Origin of the sequence: Burkholderia sp. 572 (assembly GCF_040545135.1) — a bacterium.
Lineage (GTDB): Bacteria > Pseudomonadota > Gammaproteobacteria > Burkholderiales > Burkholderiaceae > Burkholderia > Burkholderia cepacia.
Window position 1 is genome coordinate 82,362 of record NZ_JBEPLH010000011.1, and the last position, 22,499, is coordinate 104,860.

17 protein-coding genes are annotated in these 22,499 nt (G+C 68.3%); 11 read left to right on the top strand and 6 right to left on the bottom strand.

Annotated features, from left to right (window positions below):
• Positions 1–37: 37 nt before the first annotated feature.
• A complete protein-coding gene (locus ABIC51_RS21575) occupies positions 38–949 on the bottom strand; it encodes an ABC transporter substrate-binding protein (protein ID WP_226128406.1) in 912 nt (303 codons plus the stop codon).
• Between the two features lie 355 nt (positions 950–1,304).
• On the opposite strand from ABIC51_RS21575, the gene ABIC51_RS21580 reads away from it, so the two are divergent.
• The 3 genes from ABIC51_RS21580 (at position 1,305) to ABIC51_RS21590 (ending at position 4,576) form a co-directional block, all read left to right on the top strand.
• Positions 1,305–2,222, top strand: coding sequence for an alpha/beta hydrolase family protein (locus ABIC51_RS21580; RefSeq protein WP_175897470.1), 918 nt, complete (start codon positions 1,305–1,307; stop codon positions 2,220–2,222).
• The gene (locus tag ABIC51_RS21585) at positions 2,219–2,650 is read left to right on the top strand and encodes a MarR family winged helix-turn-helix transcriptional regulator (protein ID WP_027791650.1); all 432 of its coding nucleotides are present in this window, start codon (positions 2,219–2,221) and stop codon (positions 2,648–2,650) included. The genes ABIC51_RS21580 and ABIC51_RS21585 overlap by 4 nt, the downstream gene beginning before the upstream one ends.
• A 456-nt stretch (positions 2,651–3,106) precedes the next feature.
• Positions 3,107–4,576 carry a sialidase family protein gene (locus ABIC51_RS21590; protein WP_226128408.1) on the top strand — a complete coding sequence of 490 codons (1,470 nt, stop codon included), beginning with the start codon at positions 3,107–3,109 and terminating at the stop codon, positions 4,574–4,576.
• Between the two features lie 64 nt (positions 4,577–4,640).
• Here the strand turns inward: ABIC51_RS21590 and adhP are convergent, their stop codons facing one another.
• Positions 4,641–5,669 (bottom strand): alcohol dehydrogenase AdhP, encoded by a 1,029-nt coding sequence (adhP, locus tag ABIC51_RS21595; RefSeq protein WP_175897472.1) that lies wholly within the window; start codon positions 5,667–5,669, stop codon positions 4,641–4,643.
• Positions 5,670–6,100: 431 nt separating this feature from the next.
• Here adhP and ABIC51_RS21600 point away from each other — a divergent pair, with 431 nt between their 5' ends.
• From ABIC51_RS21600 to otsA, 3 genes are all read left to right on the top strand, one after another.
• A complete protein-coding gene (locus tag ABIC51_RS21600; protein WP_226128410.1) occupies positions 6,101–8,179 on the top strand; it encodes a TonB-dependent receptor in 2,079 nt (692 codons plus the stop codon).
• A gap of 469 nt (positions 8,180–8,648) precedes the next feature.
• Positions 8,649–10,268, top strand: coding sequence for a methyl-accepting chemotaxis protein (locus ABIC51_RS21605; protein WP_081066214.1), 1,620 nt, complete (start codon positions 8,649–8,651; stop codon positions 10,266–10,268).
• A gap of 598 nt (positions 10,269–10,866) precedes the next feature.
• Positions 10,867–12,273: an alpha,alpha-trehalose-phosphate synthase (UDP-forming) gene (gene otsA / locus ABIC51_RS21610; RefSeq protein WP_146254432.1), complete on the top strand. Its 1,407-nt coding sequence runs from the start codon at positions 10,867–10,869 to the stop codon at positions 12,271–12,273.
• Between the two features lie 7 nt (positions 12,274–12,280).
• Here the strand turns inward: otsA and ABIC51_RS21615 are convergent, their stop codons facing one another.
• Together ABIC51_RS21615 and ftsH are read right to left on the bottom strand one after the other, a co-directional pair.
• On the bottom strand, positions 12,281–12,748 hold the full coding sequence (locus ABIC51_RS21615) for an OsmC family protein (protein WP_060319416.1): 468 nt from the start codon (positions 12,746–12,748) through the stop codon (positions 12,281–12,283).
• 83 nt (positions 12,749–12,831) lie between these two features.
• A complete protein-coding gene (gene ftsH, locus ABIC51_RS21620) occupies positions 12,832–14,814 on the bottom strand; it encodes an ATP-dependent zinc metalloprotease FtsH (protein WP_175863237.1) in 1,983 nt (660 codons plus the stop codon).
• Between the two features lie 472 nt (positions 14,815–15,286).
• Between ftsH and ABIC51_RS21625 the strand changes: the two genes are divergently transcribed.
• Positions 15,287–16,945: an acid phosphatase gene (locus tag ABIC51_RS21625; RefSeq protein WP_027791658.1), complete on the top strand. Its 1,659-nt coding sequence runs from the start codon at positions 15,287–15,289 to the stop codon at positions 16,943–16,945.
• A 146-nt stretch (positions 16,946–17,091) separates the two neighbouring features.
• Here ABIC51_RS21625 and ABIC51_RS21630 read toward each other — a convergent pair whose 3' ends face one another.
• Together ABIC51_RS21630 and ABIC51_RS21635 are read right to left on the bottom strand one after the other, a co-directional pair.
• Positions 17,092–18,588, bottom strand: a complete 1,497-nt coding sequence (locus tag ABIC51_RS21630; RefSeq protein ID WP_175897474.1) for an FAD-dependent oxidoreductase — start codon at positions 18,586–18,588, stop codon at positions 17,092–17,094.
• Between the two features lie 281 nt (positions 18,589–18,869).
• Positions 18,870–19,079, bottom strand: a complete 210-nt coding sequence (locus ABIC51_RS21635) for a hypothetical protein (RefSeq protein WP_027791660.1) — start codon at positions 19,077–19,079, stop codon at positions 18,870–18,872.
• Between the two features lie 460 nt (positions 19,080–19,539).
• On the opposite strand from ABIC51_RS21635, the gene ABIC51_RS21640 reads away from it, so the two are divergent.
• From ABIC51_RS21640 to ABIC51_RS21655, 4 genes are read left to right on the top strand one after another with little or no spacing between them, the layout of a single operon-like run.
• Positions 19,540–19,956: a nuclear transport factor 2 family protein gene (locus ABIC51_RS21640; protein WP_059552194.1), complete on the top strand. Its 417-nt coding sequence runs from the start codon at positions 19,540–19,542 to the stop codon at positions 19,954–19,956.
• A 3-nt stretch (positions 19,957–19,959) separates the two neighbouring features.
• Positions 19,960–20,817, top strand: coding sequence for an SDR family NAD(P)-dependent oxidoreductase (locus ABIC51_RS21645; protein ID WP_175897475.1), 858 nt, complete (start codon positions 19,960–19,962; stop codon positions 20,815–20,817).
• Between the two features lie 40 nt (positions 20,818–20,857).
• The gene (locus ABIC51_RS21650) at positions 20,858–21,616 is read left to right on the top strand and encodes an SDR family oxidoreductase (RefSeq protein ID WP_027791663.1); all 759 of its coding nucleotides are present in this window, start codon (positions 20,858–20,860) and stop codon (positions 21,614–21,616) included.
• Between the two features lie 37 nt (positions 21,617–21,653).
• Entirely contained in the window at positions 21,654–22,490 is an 837-nt protein-coding gene (locus ABIC51_RS21655; RefSeq protein ID WP_175897476.1) for an SDR family NAD(P)-dependent oxidoreductase, read from the top strand.
• The last annotated feature ends 9 nt before the right edge of the window (positions 22,491–22,499 follow it).

Consider the following 22,499-nt stretch of genomic DNA (forward strand, 5'->3'; position numbering starts at 1 on the left):
CGTTGTCGATCGGAAATGGCTGCGCGTTGCGGCACGCTCACTGCGCGGCGGCCGTCTTCTGCGCGGGCGCGGCGAACGCGCCCGCATACGAGCGGTCGAGCAGCTTCGCCGTGTCGTACGCGGTCGGAATCACGCCGGCCTTGTGCAGGAAGTCGGCGGTGTTCTGCGCATCCTTCGCGGCCGTGTCGTCGACCGGGCCCACGCGCTGGTGCGCATTGTTGAGCCAGCGGTACGCGACGTCCGGCTCGAGCTTCGCGCGCTTCGCCCACAGGTCGGCATACTCGCGCGGATGGCTGTCGACCCATTGGCGGGCGGCCACCACGCGCTTCAGGAAATCGGTGATCTCGGTGCGCTTGCCCGTTGCGGCCTGCTCGTTCGCGGCGACGAAGCTCAGCGCCGGCATCAGCCCCTGCGCGGTCGTCACGGGCCGTGCGCCCTGCCGCAGCGCGAGCGTGCTGACGAACGGCTCCCACAGCGACACGGCGTCGACCGAGCCGTTCGCGAGCGCGTTGGTCGCATCGATCGGCATCAGGTACGCGTACTTGACGGAATCCGCGCGCAGGCCGGCGTGTTCGAGCGCGCGCAGCACGAGCTGCTGGCTCCACGCGCCGCGCCAGACGGCAATGGTCTTGCCCTGCAGGTCGGCGACGGTGCGCACCGGCGAGTTCTTCGGCACGAGGATCGCAACGCCGTCGAGGCTCTGCCGCGATACCGCGACGACTTTCACCGGCGCGCCGCGCGCGGCCAGCGTGAGCAGCGCGGAATCGCCGAGGAAGCCGACGTCGATCGCATTGCCGTTCAGGCTCTCGGCGACGGGCGCGGCGGCCTGGAAGTGCTTCCACTCGATCGTGTAAGGCAGGTCCTTCAGCACGCCGGACGCCTCCATCGACGCCTGGATGTTGAAGTAGTTCTGTTCACCGACGCGCAGCGTGACGGTGTCTTTGGCCATGCCTGGCTGCGCGGCAAGCGCCAGCAAGAGTGCCGTGACGATTCGGCTCAGCAACGTGATCTCCCTGAAGGTTGGCGGGCGCCCGCGCGATGGCGGCGCCACGTGTTCCGCCATGCCCGGCGGCCGGCGGAACGGATGGAACCGGTGAAGATACGTCGATCCGCACCATGAAACAAACGCAATATTCTTCTATGCAAAGATGCAAATGTTTTATGACGTGGCCCGTATCGCCAGATGCCGCCCGCCGCCCGTCCGGGAACCCGGTTCGAATGAATCCTCGATAGATATTTCGTGCGCGAAATAAATCCCGGACTATATTTCGCATACGAAATAACCATCCGGAACGAGGACGGCCATGACCTCCCAACCCATCGAGTTTTCCGCCGCCGACGGCTACGCGTTGCACGGCACGCTGTGGGCGCCGGACGCGGCGCCGCGCGCGCTGGTGCTGATCCATCCGGCGACGGCCGTGCCGGAGCGGCTGTATGCGGGCTTCGCGCGCTTCCTGACCGAGCGCGGTTTCGCCGCGCTTACCTACAACTATCGCGGCATCGGTGCATCGCGGCCCGCGCGCCTGGGTGCGCTGCAGGCCCGAATGCGCGACTGGATGGAGCTCGACGTGGGTGCCGCGACCGCGTGGGCGCGGCAGGCCTATGAAGGGGTGCCGCTGCTGGCGGTCGGGCACAGCGTCGGCGGGCACGCGATCGGGCTGTCCGCCGCCACGCCGCACCTGCGCGCGGCCGTGCTCGTCGCCGCGCATGCGGGCAGCACGCGACTGATCACGCAGGCGGCCGAACGCCTGAAGGTGCGGCTGATCCTGCGTGTGCTCGGCCCGCTGATGTCGGCGCTGCTCGGCTACGTGCCCGGCAAGCGGCTCGGGCTCGGCGAAGACATGCCGGCCGGCGTGTTCCGCGAATGGAGCCGCTGGACGACGCTGCCGCATTATTTCTTCGACGATCCGACGCTCGGCGCGGCCGAGCGCTTCGCGAAGCAACGGTTGCCGATTCTCGCGCTCGGCTTCGACGACGACCCGTGGGCGAACCCGGCCGCGATCGGCCTGCTGGTAAGCTATCTGACCCGCGCGCCGGTCGAACGCCGCCAGATCGATCCGCGCGCGGCGGGCAGCGGCCCGGTCGGGCACATGGGCTTCTTTCGCAGTCGCCCCGGCACCGTGCTGTGGCCCGACGTGGCCGACTGGCTCGCGCGGGCACTCGACGCGCCACGCACCGCGGGCCGTCCCTCCCTTTCCATTGCAGCCGGGAACCCAGCTTGAGCGAAGACCGACGACTGTTTTTCATGTTGAACATCGGCCAGCGGCGCGTGCAGCGCTGGATCGACCGCAAGGCCGAAACCGAGACGCGCGCGAGCGCCGCGCAGGCCGGTGCACTGTTCTGTCTCGCGAAGCAGGACGGCGCGCTGATCGGCGAAGTCGGCGCCGCGCTGCAGCTCGCGCCGTCCGCGATGACGGGCCTCGCCGACCGCATGGCAAAGGCCGGCCTCATCACGCGTCACGCCGATTCGGACGACGGCCGCGCAACGCGGCTGTACCTGACCGACGACGGCCAAGCGGCGCTCAAGCGCGCGCGCGTGCTGCTGCGCGAGCTGAACGGCAAGCTGTGCGACGGGTTTTCCGACGCCGAACTCGACGTCGTCGCGCGCTGGCTGCATGCGTTGCAGGATCGATTTCCGGCCGAACGCTGAACCGCGCCGACGGCGCACCGCATCGGCACGAATCCGCATAATCGATAGCGATTCCGATTCGTGCTTTCGATTCGGTTTCCGAACTTTCCGGCGGAAAATCTTGCGTCCCGGAAGCGCTGTTTCGGCAACGCTTTCCGGCTACGTACTGTTACAAAAAATTGCCTCCCGCGCCGCATACCGATCGCCTACATTCAATCCACTTCGACGCATTCGCCGTATGCACGGACTGGCCTTCCCGTCGCGTCCGCCTCCCTGGACGCACCCGACAAGCAATGAAAACCAAGAGGTGTCTTGACCGACGTGCTGGCGGCATCCAGCACACGCGGATTGCGATGACCGAAACGGCTTCCTGAACGACACGATCCGACGCGCGGCACGGCATCCGTTGCCGCCGCGTACCGGTACGCGACGTGCCGCTCCGCGCCATCGCCGCCGCACGTCAACGAGGAGCAGTCCATGCGACGTTCGACCGTATCCCACTCGCTTATCACCGGCCTGACCCGCCTCACCCGCCTGTCCGCCGCGGCAACCGTGGCAATGGCCGCCGCCGCGGCCGCGCATGCCGACCCCGTGGTCGTGTCCGGCCCGAGCCCGTTTGCCGCCTGTACCATCGGCGGCCCCGGCACGAACTACGTGAACGCCGAGGTCGAACCATGGCTGTCGGTCAACCCGGCGAACCCGATGAACATGATCGGCGTGTGGCAGCAGGACCGCTGGTCGAACGGCGGCGCCCACGGGCTCGTCGCGGGCTACACGTTCGATGCGGGCGCGACCTGGGCGCGCACGCCGCAGCCGTTCAGCGCATGCGCGCCGGGCGGGCTGAAGTACGAGCGCGCGTCCGATCCGTGGGTATCGTTCGGGCCGGACGGCACCGCGTATTCGGTATCGATCTCGTTCAACCAGTCGAACAATGCCAACGCGGTGGCCGCGTCGGTGTCGACCGACGGCGGGCAGACCTGGAGCAGCCCGGCCGTGCTGATCGCGAACGACGAACCGACGACGCAGTTCTTCAACGACAAGGAATCCGTGACGGCGAACCCCGTGAAGGCCGGCACGGCCTATGCGGTATGGGACCGCCTCGAATTGCCGAACGGCAACCCGTACGCGAACCTGCATACGCACGCATACCGCGGGCCGACGCTGTTCTCGAAGACGACCGACGGTGGCAAGACATGGAGCGCCCCGAAGGTGATCGTCAACGTGCCGTCGCGTCAGCAGACGATCGGCAACCAGATCGTCGTCGATCCGAAAAGCGGCACGCTCTACGACTTCTTCGACCTGATCCAGCCGCCGTTCAGCAAGGCAGCCGGCAAGGTCGCGTTCATCAAGTCGACCGACGACGGCGCGACGTGGACGAAGCCGCAGGTGATCGCGGGGCTGCAGACGGTCGGCGTCACCGATCCGAACACCGGCGAGCCCGTGCGCACCGGCGACATCATTCCGGAACCCGCGATCGATCCGGCCTCGGGGCAGCTCTACGTGGTGTGGCAGGACAGCCGCTTCAACGGCGGCACGTACGACGAGATCGCCGTATCGACGTCGAAGGACGGCGGCGCGACGTGGAGCACGCCGCAGCAGTTGAACACGCCGACCGGGCGCCCCGCGTTCAATCCGTCGGTGCGCGTCGACAACACGGGCGCCGTGATGGTCACCTACTACGACTTCCGCGACCTGCAGGCCGGCAACACGACGACGCTGCCGACCGGTTTCTGGCGCAAGATCTCGCATGACGGCGGCACGACGTTCGCCGACGAGCGGCGCGTCGGCGGCCCGTTCGACATGAAGCTCGCGCCGAACGCGGAAGGCTTCTTCATCGGCGACTACCAGGGGCTCGACGTGATGCCTTCGTCGTCGTTCCACCCGTTCTTCGTGCAGACCAGCGCGGGCAACCTGACGAACCGCACCGACGTGTTCTTCGCGCCGTGATGCAGGCGTGAGCGCAGCGCTGCCGCGACGTCCGTCGCGTCGCGGCAGCGGGCCCGAATGCGCGTCAGTGCATGTCGGTGAGCACGATGCGACCGTCGACTTTCCCTTCGCGCAGCCGCGTGAATATGTCGTTGATGTTGCCGAGCCTGTCGCGATGGATATGCGCGCGCACCAGCCCGTCCGCCGCGAAATCGAGCGACTCCTGCAGGTCGCGCCGCGTGCCGACGATCGACCCGCGCACCGTGATGCCGTTCAGCACGCTCGAGAAGATCGGCAGCGGGAAATCGCCCGGCGGCAAACCGTTGAGCGCCACTGTGCCGCCGCGCCGCACCATCCCGAGCGCCTGCGCGAACGCGCTGCGCGACACGGCCGTGACGAGCACGCCGTGCGCGCCGCCGATTTCCTTCTGGATCACTTTCGCGGGATCGTCGATCGACGCATCGATCGTCAGCTGCGCGCCCAGCTCGCGCGCGAGTGCGAGCTTGTCGGGCGAGATGTCGACGGCCGCGACGTGCAGGCCCATCGCGCGCGCGTATTGCACGGCCACGTGGCCGAGCCCGCCGATGCCGGAGATCGCGAGCCACTGGCCCGGACGCGTATCGGTGACGCGAATGCCCTTGTAGACGGTCACGCCCGCGCACAGGATCGGCGCGATCTCGTCGAACGCGACCTGCGCCGGCAGATGGCCGACGTAATCGGGATCGGCCAGCACGTATTCCGCATAGCTGCCGTTGACCGAATAGCCGGTGTTCTGCTGCCCGTGGCAGAGGGTTTCCCAGCCGGTGTGACAGTACTCGCAGTGGCCGCATGCCGTGTAGAGCCAGGGCACGCCGACGCGGTCGCCCTCGCGCACGTGCGTGACGCCCGCGCCGACCGCCGCGACGACGCCCACACCTTCGTGTCCGGGAATGAACGGCAGCGTCGGCTTCACGGGCCAGTCGCCGTCGGCTGCGTGCAGGTCGGTATGGCAGACGCCCGACGCCTTGATGTTGACGAGGATCTGGCCAGGGCCCGGCGTCGGGATCGGCACTTCCTCGATGCGCAACGGCTCGCCGAACGCGTGCACCACGGCCGCTTTCATGGTTTGAGTCATGCGTCGCTCCTGTCTGGTCGATGAGCGCACCAGTATCCGGGCTCGAAACCGGAACGCATTGATACGCGTCAACGGGGCAGGAATCGTGCGCGCCGGCGGCGGATTCATGGCAGGACGTGTCGCGCAAGCCGCCGCTGCGCCGCCGGATCGACGGCCCGCCTCTGCTTTCGCAGCCATTTCAGCCGTTTGTCGGAAACCCTGAGGCCGGCCGCCGTTTTGCTTGGAATTTGAAATGATATAACATATCATTTTGCGTTCTCGCCCACCTGAAGCCGCTTTGAAGCCGCTTCATCCCGGTGGCCGGGTTACGCCGAGTCATATCCAGACGGGTCACTGCGCGCCGCAGACGCAACAATATATCGTATCCAGCCGTGACCCGCATGGCTCGCCTTCCGATCGGATTCCAACCCATTCCAATTGATTCACCGACCATGCGCGACCTCCCTCGTCTACCGCTTCGCCCGCTCTCGCCCGTCTCGCTGATGCTGTTCGCCGCCGTCGCGCACGCGCAGGCCGATACGCCCGCCTCGCCGACACCGACGCAAACCACTTCACTCGCGCCGATCTTCGTGACCGCGAACCCGCTCGGCGACACCGACCTGATCTCGCCGACCGCGCAACTGTCCGGCGACGCGCTGACGCGCCGCCAGGCCGATTCGCTCGGCGAGACGCTGAACGGGTTGCCCGGCGTGTCGACCACCACCTACGGGCCGATGGTCGGCCGCCCGATCATCCGCGGGATGGACGGCGACCGGATCCGGCTGCTGCAGAACGGCGTCGCGGCCTACGACGCGTCGTCGCTGTCGTACGACCACGCGGTGCCGCAGGATCCGCTGTCGATCGAGCGCGTCGAAATCGTGCGCGGGCCGGCCGCGCTGCTGTACGGCGGCAATGCTGTGGGCGGCGTCGTCAACACGATCGACAACCGGATTCCGCGCGAGGCGATCGAAGGCGTGACGGGCGCGCTCGACGCGCGCTACGGCGGCGCGAATTCGGTGCGCGCGGGCGCCGCGCAGGTCGAAGGCGGCAACGGCCGCTTCGCGTTCCATGTCGACGCGTTCGACCGCGAAACGAGCAAGCTGCGGATTCCCGGCTATGCGCGCAGCAGCCAGCAACGCGCGATCGACGGCCCCGACACGCCGCAACCGTACGGCAACGTGCCGAACAGCGACGGCCGCGTGCATGGCGGCGCGGTCGGCGCGTCGTACACGTGGGCCGACGGTTTCGCGGGCCTGTCGTACAGCGGCTACGAGTCGAACTACGGCTCCGTCGCCGAGGACGACGTGCGCCTGCGGATGCGCCAGGAACGGCTCGCGCTCGCCTCCGAGATACGCAACCTGAGCGGGCCGTTCACGAAGCTGAAATTCGACTTCGCGTACACCGACTATCGCCACAAGGAAGTCGACAACGGCGAAACGGCCACCACCTTCCGCAACCGAGGCTACGAGGCGCGCATCGAGGCGCGGCATCGCAGGATCGGCCCGTTCGAAGGCGCGATCGGCGTGCAGTTCGGCCAGAACACGTTCTCCGCGCTCGGTGACGAATTGCTCGTGCCGTCCACGCGCACGAACAGCGTCGCACTGTTCGGCCTCGAGGAATGGCAGGTCGTCCCGGCGCTCAAGCTGAGCCTCGGCGGGCGCTTCGAGCACGTGAAGGTCGATCCCGATCCGGCCGGCGTCGAGAAATTCGCGGGAGCGCAGCCGCGCGACTTCAATGCCGGCAGCGTCTCGGCCGGCGCGCTGTTCTCGCTGACGCCCGTGTGGTCGGTGGCGGCCAACGTCGCATACACCGAACGTGCGCCGACCTTCTACGAGTTGTATTCGAACGGCCCGCACGATGCGACCGGCCAGTTCCTGATCGGCAACCCGAACGCGTCGAAGGAAAAGGCCGTGTCGACCGACCTGTCGCTGCGCTACGCGAGCGGGCCGAATCGCGGCAGCGTCGGCGTGTTCTACAACCGCTTCTCGAACTACCTGACCGAGTACAACACGGGCCGCGTCGTGGACGACGACGGCGAACCCGTCGCACCCGGTACCGACGGTTCGCTCAACGAGGCGATCTACCGTGGCGTGCGCGCCGAGTTCTACGGCATCGAGCTGGACGGCAAGTGGCGCGCCTTCGCGCGGCGCGGCCATACGGTCGACCTGGAGCTGACGGCCGACTACACGCACGCACGCAACGTCGATACGGGCCAGCCGCTGCCGCGCATCGCGCCGCTGCGCGCGACGCTCGCGGCCGACTACGGCTACGGCCCGTTCGGTGCGCGCGCGCAGGTCACGCATGCGTGGTCGCAGCATCGCGTGCCCGACAACGACTTTTCGACGGACGGCTACACGTCGCTCGGCGTGATGCTGACCTACAAGTTCCGCGTCGGTGCGACGCACTGGCTCGCGTACCTGCGCGGCGACAACCTGACGAACCAGGAAATCCGCTACTCGACCTCGGTCGTGCGCGGCCTCGCGCCGGAAGGCGGCCGCAGCGTGATGGCCGGGTTGCGCACCACGTTCTGACCCTCTCACGGCCCGCGGCGCCCGCCGCGGGCCGCTTTGCGGCGCCCCCGCTCCGTCGCGAATTTCCGCTTTCCGGACTTTACCGCCCATCGCGCGACACATACCGACGACGCGCACCGATTCCCTCCCCAATTAGGGCGCAAGGGAATTCCACTTTATTCACCCATAAATAAAAACAAATTCATCAGACGATTATTAGCAAAAAGATCTCTTTTGCCTCGCCTGATAAAACCGGTTTCAAATTCCACGTATAAACCTTTGAATCACGGGCGCCTCGGTTCTTTCTGCCCGGGTTCGAGCAAACCCATCCGAAAAGGATTCCAGCGCTAAAAAAACTAATATCAGGGTTTTCGAAGGGTAAAGAATCATTCGGTATACCCGTTAATGCCGGCACGAGCCCGTATCTGGTCGAACAATAAATTCAATTTGCCAACCACACGCGCAGGGGCACAACGTGAATATCGCCAGAATGAGCATCAAGACAAAACTCCTTGGCGGCTTCGGCCTGCTCGCCGCGGTCGTCGTGATCGTGTCGGGCGTGGCACTCAAGGCGCTATCCGATACGAACGCCGAGTTTTCCCGCTACATGAACGGCATCAACGCGCGGGCGAACCAGTCCGCGCAAATCCGAACTGCGGTCGACCGGCGCGCGATCGCGGCGCGCAACATCGTGCTCGTGACCAAACCGTCCGATCTCGAGCTCGAACTGGCCGAGGTGAACCAGGCGCACAAGGACGTGCAGGAACATCTCGCGAAGCTCAAGGAGATGATGGCGAACGCGACCGACACCTCCGATCGCGCGCGCGAACTGGTGGGCAACATCGCCCGCATCGAATCGAGCTACGGGCCCGTCGCGCTGCGTATCGTCGGGCTCGCGCAAGCCGGCAAGAAAGAAGAGGCGACCGCCGACATCGACGACAACTGCCGCCCGCTGCTCGCGCAGCTCGTGCGCGCGACCGATGCCTACGCGACCTATACGCATGAACGCGAACTCGCGATCGCCCAGCAATTCGCGGATCGCTATGCGATGGAGCGCAACCTGCTGGCCGGCATCTGCCTGATCGCGGTCGCGGTCGCGGCCTGCGGCGGCCTGTGGCTGACACGCAAGATCACGGTGCCGATCGGCTCGGCCGTGGACGTCGCGCGCACGGTCGCGAACGGCGATCTCGGCAGCCGCATCCACGTCAGCGGCAACGACGAGACCCGCGACCTGCTCGAAGCGCTGCGGACGATGAACGAGCGGTTGATCGGCATCGTCGGCCGCGTGCGCGATTCATCGAACAGCATCGCGCATGCCGTGAGCGAGATCGCGTCGGGCAACCTCGACCTGAGCCAGCGCACCGAGGAACAGGCCGCGTCGCTGCAGGAAACCGCCGCGACGATGGAGGAATTCACGTCGACGGTGCGGCTGAATGCCGAGAACGCGCAACAGGCGAGCGCGCTCGCCGCGAATGCGTCGGATGTCGCGCATCGCGGCAGCTCGGTGGTCGGCCGCGTGGTCGACACGATGACGGAAATCGGCCATAGCTCGTCGAAGATCGCCGACATCACGGGCATCATCGAAGGCATCGCGTTCCAGACCAACATCCTCGCGCTGAATGCGGCCGTCGAAGCGGCTCGGGCGGGCGAACAGGGCCGCGGCTTCGCGGTCGTGGCGAGCGAGGTGCGCAGTCTCGCGCAACGCTCGTCGACGGCGGCAAAGGAGATCAAGGAACTGATCAACGCGTCGGTACAGACGATCCGCGACGGCTCGGCGCTCGCCGGCGAAGCCGGCAAGACGATGTCGGACGTCACGCAGGCTGTCGCGCGCGTGACCGACATCATGGGCGAGATCGCGGCCGCGTCGGCCGAGCAGAGCCGCGGCATCGACCAGGTGAACCTGACGATCACGCAGATGGACGAGACGACCCAGCAGAACGCGGCGCTCGTCGAGCAGGCCGCGGCCGCATCGAAGTCGCTCGAGGCGCAAGGTCGCGAGCTGTCCGAAACGGTCGCCGCGTTCCGGATGCCGTCCGGCACGCACGTGACGTCGTCGGGCGCGCACGCGCAGGAACCCGCCGCGCATCACTGGCAACCGGCCGCCGCGTAACGGATACCGAAAGGAGACGACGATGCGCACGCGGTTTCGCCGGCCCGCCTGCGTCACGCTTGCGCATACCGCGCGATGCGCTGTGCATCGTCACCGTTCGGCTCGAACGGTTCGCACGCGCGCCGTCGCGCGTCTCCTCTCCGATTCGCGGCACGCGTGCGTGTAGCTCGCCCGTCGGCGTAGCCGCATCGTCGCCGGTCGTTTGTACCGACCGGCGCGGCATCGTGCGCGTGTCCGGCAATGCGCATCGTCACGGACGATCGCGCGCGATGCCCGTCCTCCGCATGCCATCGCGCACGCCGCGTTTGCAGCGTTGCGCAAGTTTCGATCCCGGCCATGTATCGCGCGTTGCCACACCGGCGACATGGAGATAACGCAGCGTTCGCTCGCGCATCGCTCGCCGACGCAGACTTTTAAAACGAACGAATGACGAGTATGCTTAAAAAAGCACTCCGCGTTCGGACGGCGAATCGCGTGCCCTGACTCCCGTCCGATCGTATTGCGGCCCCATCGCTTCGCACACCGCGTGCCGATGGCGGCGTCCGCTTCTCGCGCCACGGCCGCACGAACCTTCCCCCAACAATCGTCAGGAGAGCTGGTGAGCCGACTCGTCGTCGTATCCAATCGCATTGCAGATCCCCGTAAAGCCGCGGCCGGCGGGCTCGCCGTTGCCGTGAAAGACAGCCTGCAGGAATCCGGCGGCGTCTGGTTCGGCTGGAGCGGAAGGCTGCGCGGCAGCGACGACCAGCCCGCGCATGGCGACGACGTGCAGATCCAGAACGTCGGCGGCATCCAGCTCGCGACGATCGATCTCGACCCGCAGGACTACGACGCCTACTACCTCGGTTATTCGAACAACGTGCTGTGGCCGGTGTTTCACTACCGGCTCGATCTCGCTCAGTTCGACCGCCGCTTCGCCGACGGCTACCGGCGCGTGAACCAGTTGTTCGCGCGCAAGCTGCGCACGCTGCTGCGTCCCGACGACACCATCTGGGTCCACGACTACCAGCTGATTCCGCTCGCCGCCGAGCTGCGCGCGATGGGCTGTACGAATCCGATCGGTTTCTTCCTGCACATCCCGATGCCGCCGCCGCCGATCATGGCCGCGATCCCGGAACACGAATGGCTGATGCGCTCGCTGTTCGCATACGATCTCGTCGGCTTCCAGACCGAGTCGGATCTGCTCCACTTCGAGCATTACGTCGAAGCGGAAGCCGGCGCCGCGCGGCTGCCGGACGGCCGGCTGCGTGCATTCGGCCGCACGCTGTCGGCGGGCGCGTTCCCGATCGGCATCAACGTCGACGAGTTCGAGGCGCTCGCGCGCGACCGCGACGGCCTCGACATGTTCGAGCGGATGCGCGACGAATATTCGCGGCGCCAGTTGCTGGTGGGCGTCGACCGGCTCGATTACACGAAAGGGCTGCCGCAGCGCGTGCATGCGTTCCGCGAGTTGCTCGAACAGTATCCGGAGAACCGCGACCGCGCGACGCTGATCCAGATCGCCGCGCCGAGCCGCGAGAATCTCGGCGCGTACGACGACCTGCGGCGCGAGATGGACAGCCTGTGCGGCGCGATCAACGGCGACTACGGCGAACTCGAATGGATGCCGATGCGCTACATTCACCGCACCGTCGCGCGCAAGCGCTTGCCGGGCCTCTATCGCGCGAGCCGCGTCGCGCTCGTCACGCCGCTGCGCGACGGGATGAACCTCGTCGCGAAAGAATTTCTCGCCGCGCAGGACGCGGCCGATCCGGGCGTGCTCGTGCTGTCGCGTTTTGCCGGCGCGGCCGAGCAGCTGAAGTCGGCGCTGCTCGTCAATCCGTACGACACGCAAGGCACCGCGCAGGCGATCCAGCGTGCGCTCGCGATGCCGCTCGAGGAGCGCCGCCAGCGTCATGCGTCGCTGATGGCGATCTTGCGCAAGAGCGACGTGCACTGGTGGCGCACGCGCTTTCTCGACGCGCTCGCCGAAGCGGCCGAAGTCGCGGCCGCGACCGAACCCTGACGCGCGCTCACGCGTCCGTCGCCGCGTATCCGAGCACCGCGCCGCTCACATCGCACAGGTCGACCGACACCGGAATGCCTTCTCGCAGGCTCTCCGTCAGCACGCAATACGCATCGAACTGATCGAGCACGCGCGTCGCCGCCGCGAGATCGGCCCACGTCCTGCCGATCGACAGCCGTACCGACATCGCGCCCACGCGCACCCTGCCCGCTTCGTTCTGCACCATGTCGACATCGATGCGTGCGGCAATCGGCTGCGGATCGACGTGCTGCTTTTCCAGCGCGAACAGCAGGCTCGCCGCGAGACAGGTCGCGACCGCCGCGGCCAGCAACCGGATCGGGTTCGGCCCGCGTCCTTCGCCGAGCGGCGGCGGTTCGTCGGTGAGGACCGGCGACAGCGTCGTGCCGGCAAACACCACTTCGAAACAGAAGCGCGCCTGCTGCGCGACATCGACCGATATGTGCGCCTCGCTCATGGCGACTCCGCGCAGATCAACTGGGAAAGGAATGCCGGCACGCAGTCGCATCGATGCGTGCCGCCCGCAGGTTCGCGGCACCTTCAGCGCTCGGGTTCGCGTGGCGGCCCGTATGCGACGAAATCGCGCTCGACCGCGGACGCGTGCTCCGTTTCGATCGCGCCGCCGCGTGCGCCGGCTTCGTCGTCCGGTGCCGGTGCAGCCGGCGTCGCGGACGACGGTTCGACGCGCCCGTCGATCAGCGCCTGCAGCGCTTCGCGCTCGAGCACCTCGGACTGCAGCAGCCGTCGCGCGATGCGTTCGAGCGCATCGCGGCGTTCGCCGAGCGTCATCGCGACCCGCGCATGCGCATCGGCGAGCAGCGTGCGCACCTCGTCGTCGATCATCCGCGCGGTGTGCTCGCTGCAGCGCCCGTCGCCCGCATGCCACGCGCCGGGCATGCCCTGGCGCACATCGCCGTCGTCGAACGTCGCGAGCCCGATCTTCTCGCTCATCCCGTACTGCATGACCATGTGGCGCGCCATCGCGGTCGCGCGTTCGAGATCGTTCTGCGCGCCCGTCGACACGTCGCCGAACACGAGTTCCTCCGCAACGCGCCCGCCGAGCAAGGCATCGATCCGGTCGAGCAGTTCGCTCCTGCGCAACACGTAGCGATCCTCCGTCGGCACCTGCTGCGTATAGCCGAGCGCCGCCACGCCGCGCGGAATGATCGACACCTTCTTCACCGGATCGCAATGCGCGCGGCTTTCCGCGACGAGCGCATGGCCGGCCTCGTGATACGCGATGGTCAGCTTCTCCTGCGCGTTCATCACGCGGCTCTTGCGTTCGAGGCCCGTCAGCGCGCGATCGATCGCCTCGTCGAAGTCGGCCATCCCGATCGCCGGCTTGCCGAGTTCGGCCGCATGCAGCGCGGCCTCGTTGACGACGTTCGCGAGATCGGCACCGACGAAGCCCGGCGTGCGCGATGCCAGCTCGCCGAGATCGACGTCGGCCGCGAGCTTCACGCGCTTCACATGCACGCCGAGAATCTGCCGGCGGCCGTTCACGTCGGGCCGGTCGATCGCGATGTGGCGATCGAAGCGGCCCGGCCGCAGCAGCGCGGGATCGAGGATCTCCGGCCGGTTCGTCGCGGCCATGATGATCACGCCGGAGCCGGCCTGGAAGCCGTCCATCTCGACGAGCAACTGGTTGAGCGTCTGCTCGCGTTCGTCGTTGCCCGACATCGGGCCGACGCCGCGCACCTTGCCGAGCGCGTCGAGTTCGTCGACGAACACGATGCACGGCGCCTTCTGCTGCGCCTGCTCGAACAGGTCACGCACGCGCGCCGCGCCGACGCCGACGAACATCTCGACGAACGCCGAGCCGCTGATCGAGAAGAACGGCACGGCCGCCTCGCCGGCCACCGCGCGCGCGAGCAGCGTCTTGCCGGTGCCCGGCGCGCCGACCACGAGCACGCCCTTCGGAATCTTGCCGCCGAGCCGCTGGTAGCGGTCGGGGTTGCGCAGGAACGCGACGAGCTGCTGCAGCTCGGCCTTGGCTTCGTCGATGCCCGCGATATCGTCGAACGTGATGCCGGTTTCCTGCTGCACGTACACGCGCGCGCGGCTCTTGCCCATCCCGGTGAAATCCTGCAGCCCGCCGCGCTTGCGCAGCATCATGTTCCAGATGAACACGAACAGCACGAGCGGCAGCAGCCACGAGGCAAGCGATGCCATCCAGCTCGTGTCGGGCGCGCCGTGATAGCGGATGCCGGCCGCGGTCAGCGTGTCGGTCAGGTGTTCGTCGCTCACGCGGTTGGTCGTGAACCGCCACGGCGCACCGGCCTGCTGCACGGCCGAGGCGTCGGACGCCGGCAGCATCGCGCCGGCCTGCGGCATCTTCAGCGTGCCCGAGATCGATGCGGGGCTGACTTCGAGATCGTCGACGAGCCGTGCGGCGACGAGCCGGTGGAAATCGCTGTACGCGATCGACGCCGACGACGGACGCAGCATCAGCAACTGCGCGGCGAACAGCACGAAGAAGCCCGCGGCGATCAGCAATCCCGGGTAGTCGAATTTCCTGTCCATGGCATCCGGCCGGACGTGCGCGCGACGCTACGCTGCGCTGCCGCGGCACGGCGGACGTGCGTGGCTACGCGCGCAGCCCGCGCGCAGCATCGGCGGCCATGCGGCAGCGGTATACATGCGTGCCATCTCGCCTCGCTCCTGCGCATCAACGATGCCGCGACAACGCCGTCGGCCGGCATCGCCGGGCAATCCTCGCCCGGGCGGCACGCCGCGACGCGCCGCCCCTGAATCAAGTCTAGTTCGCGCGAGTGCGTCGCGCATTGCCCGCGGCGCGACGGGAATCGTCCGACAAACACCTTTCATCCGCCCCCGTTGCCGCGTTATAGTCGCGTTCGTGACACTTTTGTGACAAACACATCACACGCGCCGATACCCCACACGGGCCGTTGCCTTCCATCCTGCGGCACGGCAGCCTGTGCGGCACCGCCGTGCATCACGCCCCGTCCACCCGCCCATTCGAGGAACCCACGACGTGAACGACACCCCCGATCGCCCCGACGACCTTCCCGCCGATCCCGACCGCCGCCGCGTGCTCGGCGGCCTTGCCGCGCTCGGTGCGGGTGTTGCGCTCAGCGGCTGCGAAACCACCGGCGCGCCGCGTTCCGCCGCCGACCTGCGCGTCGACGAGGCGTTGCGCCAGCGCGTGCGGCACATCGTGGTGATCTATGCGGAAAACCGCAGCTTCGCGAACCTCTACGGCGATTTCCCGGGCGTAAGCCATCCGCTGAGCGAGGTGCGGCCCGAGCACGCGCAGCAGCTCGATCGCGACGGCAAGACGCCGTTGCCCGTGCTGCCGAAGATATGGGGCGGGCTCGTGCCGCAGGCGCAGGAAGTGGACGGCAAGCGCTACGCGATCGCCGAGCGCGACATCGACAAGCTGCCGAACGCGCCGTTCCGGATCGCGGACGCGCAGGGCAAGCCGCTGCCGAACGGCGTGATCACGCGCGACCTGTGGCACCGCTTCTACCAGAACCAGATGCAGATCGCGGGCGGCCGCAACGACCAGTTCGCCGCGTGGGCCGATTCGGGCGGCCTCGTGATGGGCCATTACCGCAATTCGGCCGACACGCTGCGGCTGTGGAACCTCGCGCGGCAGTACACGCTGTGCGACAACTTCTTCATGGCGGCCTTCGGCGGTTCGTGGATGAACCACATGTTCCTGATCTCCGCGCAGCCGCCGCTGTACCCGGACGCGCACAAGCATCCGCACGCGGCGAAACTGCTGTCGAAGGTCGAAGGCGACGATCCGGCCGGCACGCGCCTGAAGCTCGCCGACGATTCGCCCGCGTCCGCGCTCGACGGCCCGCCGAAGTTCGCGGGCGACGGCCCGCTGACGCCGGACGGCTATGGCGTGAACACGATGGCTCCGCCGTACCAGCCGAGCTACGTGCCGCCGCCGGACCCGGGCAACGCCGCGTATGCGGACCCGGCCGACCATCGCGTGATGCCGCCGCAGGGCTATGCGACGATCGGCGACCGCCTGTCGGAAAAGAACATCGACTGGGCGTGGTACAGCGGCGCGTGGCAGTACGCGCTCGAGCATCGCGACACGGGCGCCGTGCCCGATTTCCAGTACCACCACCAGCCGTTCAACTATTTCGCGAACTACGCGCCCGGCACCGACGCGCGCAGCAAGCACCTGCGCGACGCCGGGCTCGGCGACGAGCCGTCGACCAACCACTTCATCGCCGACATCGACGCGGGCCGCCTGCCGGCCGTCACGTTCTACAAGCCGCAGGGCAACCTGAACATGCATGCGGGCTACGCGGACATCGAATCGGGCGACCGTCACATCGCGACGGTGATCGACCATATCCGGCGCGGGCCGCAATGGGACAACACCGTGATCGTGATGACGCACGACGAGAACGGCGGCTGGTGGGATCACGTCGCGCCGCCGGTGGGCGACCGCTGGGGCCCCGGTTCGCGGATTCCGGCGCTCGTGATCTCGCCGTTCGCGAAGAAGGGTTTCGTCGATCACACGCTGTACGACACGAACTCGATCCTGCGCTTCATCAGCCGCGTGCACGGACTCGCGCCGCTCGACGGCGTGGTCGCGCGCAACAAGGCGTTCGCCGCGCGCGGCGCGACGCCGCCGGGCGATCTCACGAACGCGCTCGACCTCGGCTGACGGCGGGTTGGTCTGGTTGGCCTGGTTGGCCGCTTAGCGGCTGAGCCGCTGGGCCGCTCAAGCACTTGGGCACTTCGGTGCCCGAAACGACGACGCCCCGGGCAATACGATTGCCCGGGGCGTCGTTCATTTCCACCCTGCCAACGCTACGCGGCGTCGCGCAGCGCGTCGCACCCCGCCTGCGCGGCGTGACGGCCGGCCTGCCGGCCAAAGAACGTCGCGTCGGCCAGCGACAGCCCCGAGCTGTACCCAGCGCCCCAGCGCGGCAGCCCGCAGGTCGTGCGGCCGGCCGCATAGAGCCCCGGCACCGGCGCGCGCGCCGCGTCGACCACCTGCCCGGTCGGCAGCGTGTCGAGGCCGCCGAGCGTGAAGTGCGGATAGAACGCGTAGTCGATCCGGCAATCGAGCGCGACGAACGGCGGCTCGATCAGCGGCTGCAGCCATTTCTCCGCCTTGTGGAACAGCGGATCGGCGCCTTCGGCAGCATGGCGGTTGTAGACGTCGACAGTCGCCGTCAGCGTGCCGGCCGGCATCCGCAGGTCGCGTTCGACTTCCTCCCACGTTTCGCCGGCCGCCGCGATGCCGATCCGCGCAATCGCGGGCGGCTCCCGGTACGTCGCCTGGTCGACGAGCAGGTAGATGCGGTCGCCGCCTTGGTGGAACGCGTGATGGCCCGTGCGGCCGTGATAACCGTCCTCGTTGACGAAGCGCTGGCCGCGCGCGTTCACGAAGATTCCCCGGATCAGCGATTCGGGTGCGTAGAACGGCAGGCTGACGAAGCCCTGGTCCATGTGGATCGCCGCGCCGCCCGCGCTCTGGCCGAGCAGGATGCCCGAGCCGTCGTCGCCGGGGCTGCCGATCGGTTCATCCGAGCGCAGGAACTGCGGCGCATGCCGGCGCACCATGTCGCGATTCATCGCGAAACCGCCCGCGCACAGGATCACCGCGCGACGCGCACGCACGCATGCCGTCTCGCCATACGCGCGCAGCACGACGCCGCGCACCGCGCCGTCGTCGTCGACGATCAAGGCGAGCGCGCGCGTGTCGTAACGCGTGGCGACGCCGAGCGCCGCCACGCGTTCGGCCAGCACGCGCATCAGCATCTGCCCGCCGCCCCAGCCCGGCCATTGCGGCGTGTGCCCGCGCGGGCACGGCTTCGCGGCCTCGCTGAACGGCCAGGCTTCCTCGCTGCCCGACCAGATCAGGCAATCGTCGGTCTCCGGTTCGACGATCCGCTCGGCAATGAACGTGTTCTTGTATGTGAGGCCCTGCGCGACGAGCCAGTCGTGGTGCGCCAGGCTTTCGTTCGCGTAGAGCCGCACCTTCGCCTCGTCGGCGTCGCGCCCGCCGGCCAGCATCAGGTAGCGGTACAGATCCTCGGTGTCGTCGGTAAAGCCGGCCTGCCGCTGTGCGGGCGTGCCGCCGCTGCCGCCGAGATAGATCTCGCCGCCCGACAGCGCGCTCGTGCCGCCGTAGCTCGATGCGCGCTCGACGATCAGCGTGTCGGCACCGGCACGCGCGGCTTCGATCGCCGCACAGGCGCCGGCCGCGCCGAAGCCGACGATCACGACATCGTGTTCGGCATCCCAGCGATGCACGTCGCGAATGTTCAGGGGGTGAGTCAGGGAATAGTCGGATGACATGAGGAATGGGTCAGCGTGTAGGAAACCTGAGGGAAGCGATGGAAAGCGGCGGATGCGGCGAGGGCCGAACAGGCGGCCCGTTGCCGACGTCGCCGCGATGCCGGGACGGGCATGCGACGGTGCGTGTGCGCGACGCACGCGTCCCGCGCCCGGTTGAAGCCGCGATGCGCGTCAAACGGATCGGCGCGCGCGATGATTCCGACGTGGTCGCGGCGAAGGGCATCGGTACGCCATCGCGCCGCCACGGCTTCCGGCCTGCGCGGCGCGCAGCCGCGCCGACGTCACATGCCGCGCAGCGCGGCGAAACCGAAGTGCGACGGATCGATCGGCACGCAGCCGGCCGGCAGCCCGTTCGCGTCGACCGAGCGGCATTGCAGGATGCCGGCCGCATACGGCGGCGACGGAACCTGATCGGCGCCGTATCGCGCCATCGCCATGGCAGCAAACGTGCCCATCGCCAGTACGCACAGCTTGCGAGTCGTCAGTCTCATGATCGTCGTCCCCTCCGGTTGTCCGCTGGTGCGGTTCGTGTCCGGCGTGCATCGCATGCGGCACCGGATGACTGCACGGTAGCCAGCGCCCGGCCGCCGGCCATCGTCCATTTCGACTAGGGGCAAACGCTGAGCGGCGGGCGCACCGCGTGTCGCATCGCAGCATCGTGCGCGATGGCTTCGCACACGCAGCGGAGGCGCGGCGCGTTGCGCGCCTGTCGCGGCCGGCCGCGCCAATCGTCAGACGCCTGTCGCACGCCGGTCGCTGCGCCGCACCAACCTTGCGCGATCGTGCGGCACGCCGCGCCCGGCCCCGGTGTTTTCCCCGACCCTCGCCCTGCTCCGTATGGATGATGAGTCGCCATCGGTCCGATGCGAACCTTCGCCTCGACGTCGCAATGCCGCCGCGTCCGCACTCGCGGCGCGGCCGACTCTTTCCGTTCTTCCACGGGAGCACTGCATGACCGATTCGAATCCCCGCCACGCGCTGTACGAACTGGCGTGCCGCTATGCGCAAGCCGTCGACCGGCGCGACTGGCCGCGACTCACCGCCCTCTTCACGCCCGATGCGCAGCTCGCCGGCCCCGGCTTCCGCTTCGACGACCGCGACGCGATCGTGACGGGCATGCGCGTGATCGAGCGCTACGAAGCGACCCAGCATCACGTGCACAACCAGCTCGTGACGCTCGACGGCGGCGCGGCCGACGTCGAGACCTATGGCGTCGCCTGCCACGTCTACGTGCGCGACGGCGTGAAGCGCAAGCTCGACTGGGGGCTGCGCTATCGCGACCGCTGCGTGTTCGACGGCGGCACGTGGCGTTTCGCCGCGCGCACGCTGCACGTCGACTGGTCGCAAGACCTGCCGCTGGAGGGCTGAACGATGCGCACCGCTGCTCCCCTCGACGGCCGCACCGCACTCGTCACGGGCGGCGCCGGCGGCATCGGCGCGGCCTGCGCGCACGCGCTCGTCGCCGACGGCGCGGCCGTCGTGCTGATGGGCCGCCGCCGCGACGCGCTCGAACGCACGCAACGGCAACTGACCGACGCGGTGCCCGGCAGCCGCGTCGCGATCCATGCGGGCGACGCCTGCGACGAAGGCGACCTGCAGGCCGCGCTCGACTGCGCGTGGGCGCTCGACCGTCGCCTCGACATCGTCGTGCCGACGGTTGGCGGTGCGGGTTTCCGGCCGCAGCTGCTGCACGACGCCGACACCTTCCGCGCCGAAATCGACCTGAACCTGCACAGCGCATTCGCCGCGATCCGTCACGCCGCGCCGCGGCTCGCCGACAGCGGCGGCGGCGCGATCGTCTGCATCTCGTCGACGGCCGCGCAGATCAATTTCCGCTGGCTGTCCGCGTACTGCACCGCGAAGGCTGCGCTCGAAGCGCTCGTGCGCGGCGCGGCCGAGGAACTGGCCGGCGCGAAGATCCGCGTGAACGCGGTGCGCCCGGGCCTCACGCGCTCCGAAGCAACGGCGCCGATGTTCGACAACCGCGCGCTCGTCGATAGCTTTCTCGAGCAGATCCCGCTCGGCACGCTCGGCGAACCGGAAGCGATCGCGCATGCGGTGCGCTATCTCGCAGGCCCCGAGTCGGGCTGGGTGACCGGCCAGAGTTTCGCGGTCGACGGCGGCCACGAACTGCGCACCAACCCGCGCGTCGACGACACGATCGCGCAGATCTACGGCACGGCCGCGCTCGACGCGATCAGGGCCGGCCGCGCACCGGGCGCCGCATGAGCGCCCGCCTTCTTTCAACGTCAAGGGAATACGACCGACCATGAATCGAGTCGCAAACAAGGTCGCGCTGGTCACCGGTGCGGCAAGCGGCGTCGGCCGCGCGGATGCGCTGCTGCTCGCCGCCGAAGGCGCGCGTGTCGTGCTGACCGACATCGACGAGGACGCAGGCCGCGCGCTCGCACGCGAGATCGGCGACGCCGCACTGTTCGTCCGCCACGACATCGCCGACGAGGACGGCTGGCGACAGGCGATCGCATCGACGCTCGACCGCTTCGGCCGCCTCGACGTGCTCGTCAACAACGCGGCGATCTGTCCGGTCGGCTCGATCGAGGACACGAGCCTCGACACGTGGCGCCGCGTGATGCGCACCAACGCCGACGGCTATTTCCTCGGCTGCAAATATGCGATCGGCGCGATGAAGGGCAACGACACGCCGGGCTCGATCGTGATGATGTCGTCGGTCGCCGCGCTCGGCGGGCTGCCGATGATGTGCGCATACACCGGGTCGAAAGGCGCGGTGACGGCGCTCGCGCGCAGCGTCGCCGTGCATTGCAAGCGCAGCGGTTACCGCATCCGCTGCAACTCGATCCATCCGGACGGGATCTGGACGCCGATGACGCAGGCGCTGATGCCCGATCTCGACCCGGCCGCGCTCGGCATCGGCAGCGATCCGATGGCACGCATGTGCGACCCGCGGGACGTCGCGAATCTCGTGCTGTTCCTCGCGTCCGACGAATCGCGTTTCGTGAACGGTGCGGAGCTGCGGATCGACAACGCGCAACTGGTGTCGTCGCTGTGACGCGACGCACTGCCCTCCCGTTCAAAGGAGTTCATCGATGATTTCATTCAACGGCAAGACCGTGCTGGTCACCGGCGGCGGTGCGGGCATCGGCCGTGCGTGTGCGGAAGCGTTCGGCGCGGCCGGCGCGCGCGTCGCGGTCGCCGAGATCGACCCGGCCCGCGCGCAGGACGTGCGCCAGGCGCTCGAAGCGGCGGGCGTCGACGCGCTCGTCGGCACCGTGGACGTCACGCGTCGCGATCAGGTCGATGCATTCGCACGAACCGTCGACGCGCGCTTCGGCGGCCTCGACGTGCTCGTCAACAATGTGGGCGACTTCCTGCAGATCGCGAAACCGTTCGACGACTGCACCGACGACGACATCGCGCGGCTGTTCGACGCGAACCTGCGCCAGGTGTTCGTCGTCACGCGCGCGATGCTGCCGTTGCTGCGCAAGCGCGGCGCGGGCGGCTGCATCGTCGGCGTGTCGTCGATCGAAGGCTTTCGCGCCATTCCGAACTGCACCGTGTACGCGTCGTTCAAGGCCGCGCTGACCGGCTTCACGAAAAGCCTCGCGCTCGAACTCGGGCCGGCCGGCATTCGCGTGAACCAGATCGCCCCCGAAACCACCGAGACGCCGCAGGTGCCCGTCAGCGCGATGGTCGCGGCCGAGCATCGCGGGCACATCCCGCGCTGGATCCCGCTCGGGCGCTTCGGCGCGACCGGCGATATCGCGGGTGCCGCGCTGTTCCTGGCGAGCCCGCTCGCCGCATGGGTCACCGGCACGACGCTGCATGTCGACGGCGGCGCGCTCGCGGCGGCCGGCTGGTATCGCGACCCGAACGGCTTCTGGACCAACATGCCCGTCGTCACGGGCAACGGCTTCAATTTCTGAGCGGCACCG

Coding starts and splice junctions, on each gene's coding strand:
- ABIC51_RS21575 (WP_226128406.1), bottom strand. CDS start 949: ATGGCCAAAGACACCGTCACGCTGCGCGTCGGTGAACAGAACTACTTC.
- ABIC51_RS21580 (WP_175897470.1), top strand. CDS start 1,305: ATGACCTCCCAACCCATCGAGTTTTCCGCCGCCGACGGCTACGCGTTG.
- ABIC51_RS21590 (WP_226128408.1), top strand. CDS start 3,107: ATGCGACGTTCGACCGTATCCCACTCGCTTATCACCGGCCTGACCCGC.
- adhP (WP_175897472.1), bottom strand. CDS start 5,669: ATGACTCAAACCATGAAAGCGGCCGTGGTGCACGCGTTCGGCGAGCCG.
- ABIC51_RS21600 (WP_226128410.1), top strand. CDS start 6,101: ATGCGCGACCTCCCTCGTCTACCGCTTCGCCCGCTCTCGCCCGTCTCG.
- ABIC51_RS21605 (WP_081066214.1), top strand. CDS start 8,649: ATGAGCATCAAGACAAAACTCCTTGGCGGCTTCGGCCTGCTCGCCGCG.
- ABIC51_RS21615 (WP_060319416.1), bottom strand. CDS start 12,748: ATGAGCGAGGCGCACATATCGGTCGATGTCGCGCAGCAGGCGCGCTTC.
- ftsH (WP_175863237.1), bottom strand. CDS start 14,814: ATGGACAGGAAATTCGACTACCCGGGATTGCTGATCGCCGCGGGCTTC.
- ABIC51_RS21630 (WP_175897474.1), bottom strand. CDS start 18,588: ATGTCATCCGACTATTCCCTGACTCACCCCCTGAACATTCGCGACGTG.
- ABIC51_RS21635 (WP_027791660.1), bottom strand. CDS start 19,079: ATGAGACTGACGACTCGCAAGCTGTGCGTACTGGCGATGGGCACGTTT.
- ABIC51_RS21640 (WP_059552194.1), top strand. CDS start 19,540: ATGACCGATTCGAATCCCCGCCACGCGCTGTACGAACTGGCGTGCCGC.
- ABIC51_RS21645 (WP_175897475.1), top strand. CDS start 19,960: ATGCGCACCGCTGCTCCCCTCGACGGCCGCACCGCACTCGTCACGGGC.
- ABIC51_RS21650 (WP_027791663.1), top strand. CDS start 20,858: ATGAATCGAGTCGCAAACAAGGTCGCGCTGGTCACCGGTGCGGCAAGC.
- ABIC51_RS21655 (WP_175897476.1), top strand. CDS start 21,654: ATGATTTCATTCAACGGCAAGACCGTGCTGGTCACCGGCGGCGGTGCG.